The organism is Kitasatospora sp. NPDC087315, assembly GCF_044744345.1.
Classification (GTDB): domain Bacteria; phylum Actinomycetota; class Actinomycetes; order Streptomycetales; family Streptomycetaceae; genus Kitasatospora.
Genome location: NZ_JBIUYD010000025.1, coordinates 132,690 through 146,217, shown reverse-complemented (window position 1 = coordinate 146,217; position 13,528 = coordinate 132,690). Strand labels below are relative to the sequence as shown.

The following is a 13,528-nucleotide window of genomic DNA, read 5'->3' as shown; positions in this document are numbered from 1 at the left end:
CCCCTCAAACGCGCCCAACACCGCAACTGGCCACCACCCCAACCAGCCACCGTCACGATCACCAAGCGAGACACGAATTAAGTCACCGGCATTGGCCCTAGCCCCGGTCGGCCCGTCCCCCACGACGTGCCCTCGCACGGGGCCGGCCCCCTGCCCCGACAGTCCCTACCTCCACGACCGTGCGGCCCCCACCGCACAAGGGGTGATGAAGTGTCATTGAAACGCCTGCTCGCGCTGGTCTCCGCCGTGGTCACGGCGCTGGCGGTCGCGCTGCTGCTGCCCGCCGCCTCCGCCAACGCGGCGGCCTGCGCCACTCCCTGGAACGCGGCCACCGCGTACACCGGCGGCGCGGCCGTCTCCTACAACGGGCACAACTGGTCCGCGAAGTGGTGGACCCAGAACGAGACCCCGAGCACCACCGGTACCGGCGTCTGGGCCGACCAGGGCGCCTGCGGCGGCGGCCCCACCGACCCCACGCCGACCCAGGGCTCCTGCGTCTACCCCGACTGGGTCGCCGGGCGCACCTACACCACCGGCACGATCGTCCGCTACACCAACGGCGGGTTCTACCGGGCCACCCATGACAACCCGGGCTACGACCCGGTGATCAGCACCTGGTACTGGGAGCCGTACACCTGCGGCACCACGCCGACCGGCACCCCCTCGCCGACCCAGACCCCCAACCCGGGCGGATTCCCGGTCAGCCAGGCCCAGTTCAACCAGATGTTCCCGAACCGCAACCCCTTCTACACCTACCAGGGCCTGCTGGACGCCACCAGCGCCTACCCGGCCTTCGCCGCCACCGGCAGCGACACCGTCCGCCGCCAGGAGGTCGCGGCCTTCCTCGCCAACGTGAACCACGAGACCGGCGGCCTGGTCTACGTCGTCGAGCAGAACACCGCCAACTACCCGCACTACTGCGACGCTTCGCAGCCGTACGGCTGCCCGGCCGGGCAGGCCGCGTACTACGGTCGCGGTCCGATCCAGCTGAGCTGGAACTTCAACTACAAGGCGGCCGGCGACGCCCTGGGCATCGACCTGCTGCACAACCCCAACCTGGTGCAGACCGACCCGGCCGTCGCCTGGAAGACCGCGCTCTGGTACTGGAACACCCAGACCGGCCCGGGCACGATGACCCCGCACAACGCCATGGTCAACGGGGCCGGCTTCGGTGAGACGATCCGCAGCATCAACGGCACCCTGGAGTGCAACGGCGGCAACCCCGCCCAGGTCCAGAGCCGGATCAACTCGTACCAGAGCTTCACCCAGATTCTCGGCACCACCCCCGGTGCCAACCTGAGCTGCTGACGGCCCGCCGTCGGCAACCCCGCCCCCGCCGCTCCCCCGGGTACCCCACGGCACTCGTCGGCTCCCCGACGCCTGCCCCCGGAAAGCGGCGGGGGCGGGCTCCGGAGACGCCCTAGGCTCGCTGTCATGAGCAATCTTGGCAGCCTTGTCCAGCAGACCGCCGACCGGGTCGCCGCCCAGCAGGTCGGTGTGGTGGTCGCCGGGCTGGCCGGGGGTGCGGTGGAGATCCGCGGCGCCGGACGCACCGGCGGTCCGGACGGCGGCGTGCCCGGCCCGGGCACCCTGTTCGAGATCGGCTCGGTGACGAAGGTCTTCACCTCGCTCGCCCTGGCGCGGCAGGTGCTCACCGGTTCGGCCGCCCTGGACGAACCGCTCTCCGCCGCCCTGGCCGACGCGCTGCCGGCCGGCGCCGCCGTCCCGGCCAGGGGCGGCAAGGCGATACGGCTGCGGCACCTCGCCACCCACACCTCGGGGCTCCCCCGCCTGCCCGCCGGGACACGGCTGCCCGCCCTGCTCCACCCGCGCAGGCCCGATCCGTACGCCCGCTGCACCAGCGACGCCCTGCTGGCCGGGCTCGCCCGCACCCGGCTGCGCGCCGCGCCCGGGCGCAGCTTCCGCTACTCCGACCTCGGCGCCGGGCTGCTGGGCCTGGCGCTCGCCCACCGGGCCGGCACCGGGTACGAGGAGCTGGTGGCACGGGAGGTCTGCGGGCCGCTCGGGCTCGCCGACACCGTGGTGACGGTCGGCGGGGAGCGGTCCGCCCGGCTCGCCCAGGGCCACACGCCGGGCGGGCGGCCCGTACCCGGCTGGCGCCTGGCCGACCTGGCGGGCGCCGGTGCGCTGCGCTCGACCGCCGCCGACCTGGTGGTACTCCTGCGCGCGCAGCTGGCGTCCGGGCGGGAGAGGGAGGCGCCGCTGTCCCCCGCGATAGCGCTCACCCGCGAGGTGAGGCACCGGGTGAACCCGTTCGCCTGGACGCATCTGGGCTGGCTGGGCCACCGTCTCCACGCCCACCAGGGCGGCCATCTGCAGATCTGGCACAACGGCGGCACCGGGGGCTTCCGGTCCTTCGTGGCCTTCGATCCCGAGAAGCAGGTGGGCGTCGTCGTGCTGGTCAACACCCGCCGTTCGGCCGACGCGGCGGGCACCGCGCTGCTGCGCAGGCTGCAGAACGAGTTCGCGACAGCCGCCGGGTAGGGCGCCAGCCGGGCCGGGGTGCCGGTCCATTGACTCCCGATTGGCCCTGTCCGGCTCGGCCCGCGCGGATCATGCTGATCATCTGCCGCCCGGGGTGCCGGGCGGGGGACGGATCCGGCACGGGCCGGGGAGCGGGAGGAGGCCGCGATGGCGGTGGCACCGGGAGGCGCGCTCTCCGGCGTCCACCCGGTGGAACTGCTCGCCCACACCCTGCGGGCCCTGATCGGGCGCAGCGGAATCGACCCGGCGCTGGTCGACGACGTGATCGGCGGCTGCGTCGACCAGGTCGCCGAGCAGGCGATGAACACCACCCGCTACGCCTGGCTGTCGGCCGGGCTGCCGGAGTCCGTCCCGGCGACCACGGTCGACCGGCAGTGCGGCTCCTCCCAGCAGGCCGTCCACTTCGCCGCCCAGGGCGTGCTCGCGGGCGCGTACGACGTGATGGCGGCCTGCGGGATCGAGTCGATGAGCCGGGTGCCGATGTGGTCGAACGTGCCGCCCGGGGCGGACCCGTTCGGCGCGGCGGTCGCCGCCCGCTACCCCGGCGGGCTGGTCCCGCAGGGCGTCAGCGCCGAACTGATCGCGGCCAAGTGGTCCCTCCCGCGCGAGGCGATGGATGCGTTCGCCGCCGACTCCCAGAGCGACGGGTTGCCCTTGCACCTCCAGGATGCAGGCCCGTGCCGCTGACTGGAGAGTGGAACCATGGCTCGCAAGCCTGCCGGACCGGTGCGCTATCTCGACCTACTTCTCAGGAAGTCCCAGGTCGTGAGGGGTACGGCTGCCCGGGACATCCTGTCCCTGAAGGCTCAGGAGGTGCGGGGCCGGGCGTGGGCGAAGGACAACGGGTACGAGATCCGGCGGATCTTCCGCGAGAACCTGAGCGCTTACAAGAAGGGCGTGAAGCGTCCGGAGTTCGACGCGGCGGTGCACGCGCTGCTTGAAGGTGACTCGGACTGCCTGCGGGTGTACGACTCCTCCCGTTACTCCCGTCAGGGTGCGGGCGACGTGCTGAAGATCCTGGACGTGCCGGGCAAGCGGCTCGTATTCGACTTGGACCGGCTGGACACCGACATCCCCGCCGACCGCTCCCGCATCGTGGGCAAGGCGGAGGACGCTCGCGAGTACAGCCGGGTCCTGTCGGAGAAGGTCCGCGACACCAAGGCCCAGCAGCGCGAGGAGGGCAAGTGGCTGTCGGGTGCGCCGATCGGGTGCAAGGTCACGAAGAAGCGCAAGCTGAAGCCCGGCAAGCTTTGGCCGATGATCGTGCGTATCCACAACGAGGCCGCCGAGGGCGCTTCGAACCGGAAGATCGCGCTGGGGCTGACCGCCGACGGGTACCGCTCGTCTCGGGGCGGCCCCGTCCGGTCGAACCCCGTCGGCAAGATCTTGCGTAATCCGGTGTACCTCGGATGGCAGGTCTTCACCGTGAAGGGGCATCACCACCTCTACCTGAACGCCAAGGGCAAGCCGGTGCGCGTGTTCGCCAAGGGGGCGGAGACCATCCCACAGGAGACGTTCGACAAGCACCGCCGGATCGCGGCCGGGATCGACCGGCGCAAGAACCTGCCGACCGTGGAGGAACAGGAGAAGCCTGTCGAGCGCTCGCCCGCCTCGGGCCTCATCTGGTGCGACGGCGGTGGCCGTGACCCGAAGAAGGGCCACACGGCGACGATCCATGGCCAGTCGTTCCGCTGCGGCCCGCTCTGCCTCGGAGTCACCACGTGCCCCGACCCGGTTACCGGCATGCGGGCCTCGGTGGAACGAGTCCTCGCCCAGGAGTGGCACAAGAAGCTGACCACCGCCAGCCCGCTGGACCCCGTCATGCTGGCCGTCGCCGAGGGCTGGGTGGCCCTCTCGCAGCCGGAGGAGAGCCAGAAGGAGTCCGAGGCCCGGGGCCAGATCAAGCTGGCGGAGGAGGCCGTGGCCCGCCTGGACCGCCTGAACGCGGGCGGGGCCTACACCGGCCGTGACGGCGAGGAGACGTTCATCAAGCTGCGCCGGGCGGCGGTGGAGGACGTGGAGAGCGCCCGCAAGGACTGGGAGGCGGTGGCCAAGCCGATAGCGGACATCTCGGTGCTCAGGGATCCCGAGCGCTGCCTGAAGCTGTGGGAGTCCGGTGACAGCCACTACCGGGGTCAGCTGCTGCGGCTGGCGATCGAGCGGGTGTATCTGAAGAAGGCCCCGTACTCGGGGGCGCGGCTCAAGGCGGACCGGCTGGACATCGTGTGGAAGAAGCCGCGTGGGTGGAAGCCCCCGAAGCCGGCGGCCGGGGAGGGGAGCCGTTAACCGGCCCGGCTTAATACCTATGAGACCTTCTCTCGTGGGGAGTTGAGGGCTCGGTGTTAACCGCTTCCTCTCAATACAGGTGGGCAGGTGCGCGCACTCGAACGTGCGTGGCGGCTTCGCGGGAGACCTCGGCACTGCGCCGGGGTCTCTCTCATTTGCTCCGGGATTCGTCCGCAGGCGAGAGCAACGGTCACGTCTGCACCTGTTCATGATCACCGCGTTTCGTCGGGGGGAGGAGTGCCGGAGATGGAGGCCACCACGGCCCGGTGCCGGGTGTGCGGGGTGCGGCCCCGGGCCCGGGACGGCCCACAGCCGGTCTGTGCGGACGACCGCTGCCGCAGGGCCTTCGCCCTGGCGCAGGAGTCCCAGCGCGCGGCGCTGAGAGAGCTTGCGGACCCCGCGCTGTGCGGTGAGTGCGGCGAGCCGTCGGGCAGGCGACCCGCCCGCGCTGGGCAGGTCGTCTACTGCGAGCCGTGCGCGGCCGACCGCAGGGCGCGCCGCCGTGAGGATGCCCGCCGCGCCGAGCTACTGGAGCGCACCGCACAGGGCCCCCGGGCGTGCCACAACCCTCGGTGCACCGGCGTCGTAGACGCGCTGGCGGACCCCCGCAGGCGCTACTGCTCCGAGAAGTGCGCCCGCGCCGCCGAGCACGCCCACCGCAAGGCCCGCCAGGCCGGTAGAGACCCCAGGGAGAAGCCCCGTGCGTGCCGACGCTGCCGCTTCCGCAAGGAGGTGACGCAGTTCCCCGACGGCGTCTGCCGCGCCTGCCAGGCCGAGCAGCGCCGCCGCCTCAAGGACCGCCGGGAGTCGATCCGCCGCAACGTGTCACAGCGGTTCGGCGACCGGTGTGCGTACTGCCCGCCCGAGCTGGCCACGCCGGGCGAAGTCCTGGACCACGTCCGGCCGGTGGCGCACGGAGGGCTCACGGAGATCGCCAATCTCCGCTGGGCCTGCTGGGACTGCAACACCGACAAGGGCGACATGCTGCTGTCCGAGTGGATCTCCCCGCGCGAACGCCTGACCCCACCTCAGATCCGGGGGGATGTCGTGACGTGCGCAAACCCCCCGACCCCCTGACCCCAGGGAGGGGGCCGCACGCCCCCTGGGCCCGCCGAGCCCCTTGCCGCAGCGGGCCGAACCCCGCCCGGACCCCCGACCATGATCACCAGATTCGGGGCGGGTGGGGCCGCCAGCGTGCCGTTTCACCCCACGCCCCCTGGTGATCATGAACCCCGCCACCCGACCGCAAAGGAACCCCCTCCCCATGATCCACCCGATCACCCTCAACGCCCGCCGCAAGGCCCTGGACCTGACCGTCACCGAGGTCGCCGACCGCGTCGGCGTCCACCTCGCCACCGTCTACGCCTGGGAGGCCGAGGACAAGACCCCGACCCCCACGCACTACCTCACGTGGTGCAACGCGCTCGGACTGACCTACCGAGACGTGGTCAACCACGAAGCATGGGAGGCCAACCCCGACGCCGAGTTCACGTTCCTGTCCGCCCTGCTCACCCTGCGCCGCACGACCGGCACACACTTCATGAGCGGTGACGCCCGCCTGTTCCGCACCCCTGAGGGCCACCGGCCGCCGACCGCCGCCGACCTGTTCAACGGGCTTCCCGCGGCTTCGGCCGGCTGACCGCCAGCACACCCCAACTGCCCATCCCCGCGCCATAGATGGCCGGGGCTTCTTCGTTCCCGCCGCCATGGTGGGACCTCTAGGAAAGGCGCCTCCCGATGCCCAGCAGCAACACCTTCGAGATCACCGATGTCGTGGCCGTGAGCCTGGCCTTGATGCGCTCGAACTCCGTCCTCGGCGAGTGCGTGATGCGCGACGCCGAGGCCGCGTTCACCGGCGGCCGGGGCGATGTGGTGCGGGTGCGCACCCCCAAGCGCCACGTCGCCCAGAACTTCAACGGCACCACCGTCTACACCAAGGTGGAGGAGGGCCACGTCCAGGTGAAGCTGACCGACGAGCCGACCGACGCCGCCGCCTTCACCACCAAGGACATGACGCTCAACATCGAGAGTTTCGGCGAGCAGGTCCTCAAGCCCCAGATGGACGCCGTGTCGGCCTACGTCGAGAAGTCCGCCGCCGCCCTGCTCAACGCCGCCAGCAAGGCCACTGGAGCCCGCGCGATCAAGGCCGACGCCAAGCACGGCGAGGCCGGCCACGTCGTGAAGATGCTCACCGCCGCTGCCGCCGACTTCACCCGCCGCGAGATCCCCGCCGCCGCTCGATTCCTTGCCATCGGCCCGGACGTGCAGAACATCCTGCTGGACGTCGAGCAGCTCCAGAAGGTCAACGAGGCCGGAGACTCCCAGGCGCTGCGCAACGCCACCATGGGCGAGCTGTTCGGCTTCCGCGTGGTCGTGTCCCCGCACCTGGACGGCGCGGTGGCCTTCCACAAGACCGCGTATGCCCTCGCGGTGCGCGCCCCCAGCGAGGTGCAGGGCGGAGCCCGCTCCGTCTCCGCCGCCGACAACCAGTACGCGCTACGCGTGACCATGGACTTCGACCCGTCCGTGAAGTCCGAGGTCTCCATCGTGGACACCCTGTGCGGCGTGGCCACCATCGACCCGGCCCGCGCCATCGCCTTCACGGTCACCCCGCCCGCCAAGGCGTGACCCCGGGTGGAGCGCACACCTTGGCGAGAAATGGCCAAGGTTCCCGCCCGACAAAGCAATGAACCCCGTGCCCTTTGGCACGAGGTTCCGTCCCGCCTCCCCAGAGCTGCCTACTGGTCCAAACGGACCAGTCGCCCGCCCCGCCACGAAGACCGGAGAGCCCATGCCCACGCCCGCCGAGGCCATCCCCGGGGGTGTCGCCCACCCCGACACCCCCGCCCAGCGCGACGCCGTGCCGACCCCCGCACCCGAGGCCGAGCCCGGCAGCCGGCCGGAGCCCGAGCCCGACCCGCGAGATGCCCGAATCGCCGACCTGGAGGCCGAGTTGGCCCACGTCCGCGAGGAGCACAGCGGCGCGTCCGTCGAGGCGGACGAGCTACCCCACCAAGCCGCCGAGGACACCCGCCGCACCGAGGTCGAGCAGGTCATCACCGCGTACTCGCTGCCGCCGTTCGCCGCCGACGCTGCCCGCGCCGCTGGCCCGTTCGTGGACCTGGACGCGCTGTGCCGCAACCTGGCCGAGGCCACCACCCCGCGCCCACTATTCGGCACGGGGGGACTCGACCCGACCACCACCCGCCAAGCCCGACCACCGGGCCTTGGCTGAGCGGCTGATCCGCCGGGCGTGGTGACCCGGACAGAGGAATAGCGGGTACAGGCTGTACCTGCAAAGGAGAGTCGTCCCGGCGCGACACGCAGATTGGGAGGGGCGGGCCTGTCCCTCCCGATCCGCGCCCATGAGTGAAGCAGCGCGGCCGACCACAGAGCCGAGCACACGCCTACGAACAAGCTTGCCGTGAAGCCGAGTTGGCGTTGCCATTCGCCAACTCGAAGCGCGCAAGTTGCCATCAAACACGAGGCGTCGGCGCACGTCAGCGCGTGAAGTGGATCACTGTACCCCGGGGGGGCGACTCCCCGCTGCGCCTCTTCCCTGTCCGGGGCGTCATAGCAGCCCAGTACCGATGCGCATGGGCGTCAACCAACCCTCATGCACACAGCGTCACGCCCATGAGCCGAGAGTAGTGAAAGAGGTCCCAGCTGAACGAGATCATCACCGACCTACGCGCCGGATTCGCCACCCTGGAAATCGAGTTGGACCCCCAGGAAGACGCCGCGCTCCGCCTCGCCGAGCACCACCTGCGCGACGCCGCGCACTGCGATGATCAGGTCCGCGCGGACGGGCGCCTGATCGCCGGAGGCACCCGCCATGGGGTCATGGTCGCCCACCCCCTGATCGCCGAAGCCCGCCAGCTGCGCGCCGAAGCGGGCCGCCTGATCGCCCGCGTCCGCCTCCCCGCCGACGAGCCCTCGGCCGGCCGCTCCAACGCCGCCCGCGCCCTCGCCACCCACCGCTGGGGCAACCGCATCTGACCCCCAGCACACCGGCCCCGGCCGCCCAACGAACTGGGCAGCCGGGGCCTTTCGTGCGTTCTGGGCCTAACGTCCTGCACTCAGTTGCCCGTCGTTTCGGCACGCCCTCTTGATGGCTTCCCTGTCCATGGGAGTGACTGTCTTGCAAGTAGCCGCAACTGACTGGACATGGGGGAGCGCCATGGCACTACGGTTGATCTGGAAGGACGACAAGTCCCCGGATGGGAACTCCCCGACCATCTTCCTTGACGAGGAGACCATGGACCTGCTGTTTCAGGGCTATCGTCTCGACGCTGAGGCCGAGGAAGAAGTTCGGGCTGCGGGCACCGTGCCGGACTACGAGACCGTGGTCCGAATGCCTGCACATGTGGTCGAAGCGATCAGGAAGGCGTGCGATGTCTCGGACGGTGGTGACCAGGCCGGATGAGTTGCTGAAAGCAGCTCAGCGCTCCGCCGTTCACCTGGAGATGCGTGACGGCTACATGCTCGATGATCCGGCCCTTCACGCATGGCAACGAGGCATTCGGCACGATCCGGCCGACCGGTCGGCCTGGTGGCGTCCGTGGCTCGACGTGGTGGCCGAGGCGGTCTCGCGCGGCGTGGAGGTTCGTCGGGCCCGGATCGTGTCCGAGCCGGTGAGCGAGTACATCCGGTACGAGTACGACGTGACGTTCCCCAACGTCGCGGCGGGTGAACAGGTCCGATGGCTTCCACGTCGGCAGGCGTCCACGCTCGCCCTGCCGGGTAACGACTTCTGGCTAATCGACGGCCGGCTCGTCGTGTGGGGTCACTTCGCCGGTAACGGTGACTGGTTGGAGAACGAGGCCACCGAGGACCTGGCGGCCGTTCAACTCTGCTCCGACGCCTTCGAGGCCGTGTGGGAGCGCGCAACGCCGCACGACGAGTACAAGATTCTCTGATACCAGCAACCATCGAGCAGTCAGCACATGTCGTCGTCGCCATCGTCCAGCGTTGTCGCTGCTCGAAAGGCTCTGGCAAACCGCCTCATCGAGCTACGCAAGGACGCTGGACTCAAAGGCGAGGAACTGTCTGCACGGTGTGGCTGGCATCCCGCCAAAACCTCCCGAATCCAGAGCGGCAAGTCCGCGCCGTCCGAGGACGATATCCGGGCATGGTGCCGCGCTTGCGGCGCGGAGGGCCAGATCCCGGACCTGATCGCAGCCGCGCGGGCCGTGGACTCGCTGTACACCGAGTGGCGGCGTATGGAACGTACTGGGTTGCGAGCCGCCCAGGAGTCGGTGTTTGACCTGTACGAGCGCACGCGGCATTTCCGGGTGTACGCCAGCAAGGTTGTCCCCGGCATGGTGCAGACCCGCGAGTACACAGCGGCCGTCCTGCGCGCAATCCAGCGTTCACGAGTCGCCATTGACGACGTAGAGGCCGCTGTTGAGGCTCGAATGGAGCGCCAGCGGATGCTGTTCTCCGGCCCTCGTCGGTTTGCCTTGGTGCTGGAGGAATCAGTCCTGCGCGGGGCAGTGTGCGACGGGGATACGCTGGCTGGCCAGCTTGGGCATCTGATAGCCATCAGCACCTCTCCGAGCATCAGCCTTGGAATCATTCCGACGCGACCGGACCGCGCGCGGTCTCCAGCCGAAGACTTCTACATGTTCGATGATGCCGTGGTCTCCGTCGAACTGACGGTGGGCTATCTCCGGCACACGGAGCCAAGGGAGGTCAGAGACTACGCAGCCGCGTTCCTGGCCCTGTCGCAGATGGCGGTCTACGGCGGCGAAGCGCGTGCACTGCTGACCAGCGCCATAGACGCCCTGCGCTGATACCGGCGCAATTAGGCGCAAGTTCCTGGCACTGCCTGTAGTCGACTCCCTACGGTCTGTCACGCACCCCCCACCGCCACGGCGAAGGAGGACAGACCGATGGCGAAACGCACTCCCAAGCGTGAGTACCGCGAGGTCGTGACCGGCCCCAGCAAGTTCGAGTTGACGAGGCTCCCGGCGGGCTGGAACCCGCTGGACGACTACCGGGCGGCCAATGCCGCCGGGCAGGCCCCGCCGGTGGGCGCGCGGCTCCAGATCGACGCCGTACGCGCCACCTGCCCCTGCTCGGACTGCCGGGCCCGCCGTCACATCGAGGGCGGGGAGTGCGTGGCGTCGGGAGTGGCCGGTGAGTGACCAGGAGACTCCGCAAGAGGCCCTGGACGGCACCGTCGAGGGTTTGGGACCAGTGAACCCGTTCGAGTGGCTGCACGCCCATCCGTGGCCCCGTGTGCGCTCGTCCGAGCCCAGGCCGGTGCTCACACCGGAGGAGTTCGGCGAGGTGCCCCTGTCGCCGGAGGACCGGGCCCGACGGGCGCGCCTGCTGGCCCGGGTGCGTGAGGAGAACCACCCCTGGCGCTGACGCGCCGACCTTGACCACCGCAGCGGGCCCAGGAAAGGGGCGTTCGACGGCCGCGAGCGGACCCCGGGCCCAGCCCATCCCGAATCCCCCCGATGGGACGGGCAGGGCCCCACAGTCCCCCGTCCCGGCCGACCTGGGGAAGAACGGCCGGGACGGGCAGCACCACCCGGCGGGTATCCGCCCGCCGGACACGACGAGCATGGAGGTAGTAGCATGGGTAAGCGTGGTGGCGGCACCGGTTCCGGTGACGGCGGCAAGCAGCAGGACGACAGCAACAAGGGCTCCGGGCACGGCGGCGGGGGCTCGGACGAGGGCGGCAACACCTCGGACGGCCAGAACCCGGCGGGCGGTAAGTAGCCAGTGACCGGCGAGACGCACAGGGAGGCGGGCCCTCAGGGGCTCGCCTCCGCGCTGGTGGCCAGCGGCGCGCTTTCATCAGACTGGCTCCCCTCCTTCACGGCCGTACCCCGCGAGTTGTTCGTCCCAGACCGCATCTGGCCGGGCATCGCGGACGGCACACGGCAGAACCCTCTCGTGGACCGCGCGACGGACCCCGCGGCGTGGGAACGGGCGGTCTACTCGGACATCCCACTGACCACGCAGTGGGACGACGGCGAGCACGAGGGGGACGGGCTCGGCACCACCCCGACGTCGTCCAACTCGATGCCGACCATGGTGGTTTCCATGCTCCGAGACCTGGACGTGCGTCCGGATGACCGAGTGCTGGAGATCGGGACCGGCACGGGTTGGAACGCCGGACTCCTCTCGCATCGCGTCGGGGACTCCAACGTGGTCACGGTGGAGTACGACCCCGAGGTGGCGAAGGGAGCCCGGGAGAACCTTCACCGGGCGGGGCTCGCACCGACAGTGATCGAGGGAGACGGCCGGGAGGGGTGGGCCGAGGGCGGACGCTACTCCCGGATCATCGCTACCTGCTCAGTGCTGGAGATCCCTCCGATGTGGCTGGAGCAGGCCGCCCCGGGTGCGGTGATCGTCGCCCCGCTCGGCACCGAGTACGGCGGGGAACAGATTGTCCGACTCGCCGTGGACGAGGACCGGAGCCGGGCCGTCGGTCACTTCACCGGCGGATCGGCTTTTATGAGAATCCGTCAGCAGCGAACCGAGCGCCCACCGTTCGACGATTACCTGCGCGGGGTGCCCTGGCCGGCTGACGCAGAGAAGAGCGTCACTGCTCTGTCTCCGTGGGACACCGGCGAGTGGTTCCAGCAGTTCGTCATCGGGCTCGGTGTGCCCGGGGCGTTCTGGCGAGCGGAGCGCTATGACAACGGCGCGTACACGCTGTGGCTGTACAGCCGAGACAAGCAGTCGTGGGCGTCCGCCGACTACGTGCGAGACCGCACGGAGTACGAGGTGTACCAGTCCGGGCCACGCAAGCTCTGGGACGAGGTGGAGGCCGCCTACCGCTGGTGGGATGACCGAGGCCGCCCCGGCTATGAGCGTTTCGGTCTGACTGCCACCCCGCACGGGCAGACCGCCTGGCTCGACTCCCCGGAGAATCCGGTGCCGCAGCAGAACTGACCGACCGTCTACCCGCTCCGGTCGCCGAAATCTTGGCAGAGAGCAGCGACCGGAGCGGTCCCGCACCACCGAACGACCCGGCCACTAACCAGTGACCGATCGCCTCAGTGTGAGGAGGACACCAGTATGACCACTCCCGGCCCCAATCAGCCGCCCGGACCCGGCCCGATGCCCCCGGAGCCGTCGGCCGTGCCCGTGCGGGCCCTGGACCTGCTGACGCCCGAGGAGTTCGAGGGCGTGGCCGCTACCGTGCGAGACAGCAACCCGGGCATGGAACACCACCTGAGTCGCCGCATTGTGGCCGAGGCCCTGGCGTTCCTCTCGACCGTGGCCAAGTGCCCACGCGTCGGCATCGCGCCGTCCCCGGCCGTAGACGAAGGCTGGCACGCACTGGTCTTGGACACCCTGCTGTACGCCCGACTGTGCACCGGACTCGGCGGGTTCATCCACCATCGGCCGGAGCGTCCTGAGGAAGCAACCTACGACGCTACCGTGAGCGGCCGGACGCTGGCCGCGATGGCGGGGTGCGGATACGCCGCTGACCTCTCGCTGTGGGTCGGCCCCGAGGACGGCGGCGTGATCGTGGCCGCCAAGGCGTGGCACTCCCCCCAACCGCCCCCGCCGCCGACTCCGCCCGCCCCGACCAGCATGAGTGACGCCCGACCGATGCTCGCCCTTCCGGCGGCCTAACGTCGCGATCGGTCCCGCTTGCATGCCCGCTGGAATGTGCAGGCGGGACCGAACGGGCTCACGTCAACTGGGCGGACACACGGTCGCATCACAATGCACCTTGGGCTTGTTATCGCAGGTCGGGAACAAGGTG

The 13,528-nt window shown here is 70.4% G+C and carries 16 protein-coding genes and 1 pseudogene; all 17 read left to right on the top strand.

Features of this window, described 5'->3' with window-relative positions:
* The first annotated feature begins 216 nt into the window (after nucleotides 1-216).
* The 17 genes and pseudogenes from ACIO5D_RS30730 to ACIO5D_RS30650 all read left to right on the top strand — a co-directional run bounded on the left by ACIO5D_RS30730 (nucleotide 217) and on the right by ACIO5D_RS30650 (nucleotide 13,395).
* Nucleotides 217-1,308 carry a glycoside hydrolase family 19 protein gene (locus tag ACIO5D_RS30730; protein WP_363605165.1) on the top strand — a complete coding sequence of 364 codons (1,092 nt, stop codon included), beginning with the start codon at nucleotides 217-219 and terminating at the stop codon, nucleotides 1,306-1,308.
* A gap of 126 nt (nucleotides 1,309-1,434) precedes the next feature.
* On the top strand, nucleotides 1,435-2,505 hold the full coding sequence (locus ACIO5D_RS30725) for a serine hydrolase domain-containing protein (RefSeq protein ID WP_400799191.1): 1,071 nt from the start codon (nucleotides 1,435-1,437) through the stop codon (nucleotides 2,503-2,505).
* Between the two features lie 147 nt (nucleotides 2,506-2,652).
* A pseudogene (locus ACIO5D_RS30720) lies at nucleotides 2,653-3,141 on the top strand (steroid 3-ketoacyl-CoA thiolase); the annotation flags it as partial.
* Between the two features lie 66 nt (nucleotides 3,142-3,207).
* Nucleotides 3,208-4,791 (top strand): recombinase family protein, encoded by a 1,584-nt coding sequence (locus ACIO5D_RS30715; RefSeq protein WP_400799188.1) that lies wholly within the window; start codon nucleotides 3,208-3,210, stop codon nucleotides 4,789-4,791.
* Between the two features lie 732 nt (nucleotides 4,792-5,523).
* On the top strand, nucleotides 5,524-5,868 hold the full coding sequence (locus ACIO5D_RS30710; protein WP_400799185.1) for an HNH endonuclease: 345 nt from the start codon (nucleotides 5,524-5,526) through the stop codon (nucleotides 5,866-5,868).
* 187 nt (nucleotides 5,869-6,055) lie between these two features.
* Nucleotides 6,056-6,430 carry a helix-turn-helix transcriptional regulator gene (locus ACIO5D_RS30705; RefSeq protein ID WP_363605028.1) on the top strand — a complete coding sequence of 125 codons (375 nt, stop codon included), beginning with the start codon at nucleotides 6,056-6,058 and terminating at the stop codon, nucleotides 6,428-6,430.
* 98 nt (nucleotides 6,431-6,528) lie between these two features.
* Nucleotides 6,529-7,419: a P22 phage major capsid protein family protein gene (locus tag ACIO5D_RS30700; RefSeq protein ID WP_400799182.1), complete on the top strand. Its 891-nt coding sequence runs from the start codon at nucleotides 6,529-6,531 to the stop codon at nucleotides 7,417-7,419.
* Between the two features lie 163 nt (nucleotides 7,420-7,582).
* Nucleotides 7,583-8,026: a hypothetical protein gene (locus tag ACIO5D_RS30695; protein ID WP_400799180.1), complete on the top strand. Its 444-nt coding sequence runs from the start codon at nucleotides 7,583-7,585 to the stop codon at nucleotides 8,024-8,026.
* A gap of 485 nt (nucleotides 8,027-8,511) precedes the next feature.
* Nucleotides 8,512-8,790: a hypothetical protein gene (locus tag ACIO5D_RS30690; RefSeq protein WP_400650534.1), complete on the top strand. Its 279-nt coding sequence runs from the start codon at nucleotides 8,512-8,514 to the stop codon at nucleotides 8,788-8,790.
* A 259-nt stretch (nucleotides 8,791-9,049) separates the two neighbouring features.
* The gene (locus ACIO5D_RS30685; RefSeq protein WP_400799177.1) at nucleotides 9,050-9,217 is read left to right on the top strand and encodes a hypothetical protein; all 168 of its coding nucleotides are present in this window, start codon (nucleotides 9,050-9,052) and stop codon (nucleotides 9,215-9,217) included.
* The gene (locus tag ACIO5D_RS30680) at nucleotides 9,186-9,710 is read left to right on the top strand and encodes a DUF6879 family protein (RefSeq protein ID WP_400650536.1); all 525 of its coding nucleotides are present in this window, start codon (nucleotides 9,186-9,188) and stop codon (nucleotides 9,708-9,710) included. The genes ACIO5D_RS30685 and ACIO5D_RS30680 overlap by 32 nt, the downstream gene beginning before the upstream one ends.
* A gap of 27 nt (nucleotides 9,711-9,737) precedes the next feature.
* Nucleotides 9,738-10,586: a helix-turn-helix transcriptional regulator gene (locus tag ACIO5D_RS30675; protein WP_363605035.1), complete on the top strand. Its 849-nt coding sequence runs from the start codon at nucleotides 9,738-9,740 to the stop codon at nucleotides 10,584-10,586.
* Nucleotides 10,587-10,685: 99 nt separating this feature from the next.
* Entirely contained in the window at nucleotides 10,686-10,940 is a 255-nt protein-coding gene (locus tag ACIO5D_RS30670) for a hypothetical protein (protein WP_400650539.1), read from the top strand.
* Nucleotides 10,933-11,166 (top strand): hypothetical protein, encoded by a 234-nt coding sequence (locus tag ACIO5D_RS30665; protein WP_363605037.1) that lies wholly within the window; start codon nucleotides 10,933-10,935, stop codon nucleotides 11,164-11,166. The genes ACIO5D_RS30670 and ACIO5D_RS30665 overlap by 8 nt, the downstream gene beginning before the upstream one ends.
* Nucleotides 11,167-11,379: 213 nt before the next feature.
* A complete protein-coding gene (locus ACIO5D_RS30660) occupies nucleotides 11,380-11,523 on the top strand; it encodes a hypothetical protein (protein ID WP_363605038.1) in 144 nt (47 codons plus the stop codon).
* Nucleotides 11,524-11,526: 3 nt separating this feature from the next.
* A complete protein-coding gene (locus ACIO5D_RS30655; protein WP_400799174.1) occupies nucleotides 11,527-12,705 on the top strand; it encodes a methyltransferase domain-containing protein in 1,179 nt (392 codons plus the stop codon).
* 126 nt (nucleotides 12,706-12,831) lie between these two features.
* Complete coding sequence (locus ACIO5D_RS30650; protein WP_400650547.1) at nucleotides 12,832-13,395, top strand: hypothetical protein; 564 nt, start codon at nucleotides 12,832-12,834, stop codon at nucleotides 13,393-13,395.
* Nucleotides 13,396-13,528 lie beyond the last annotated feature (133 nt).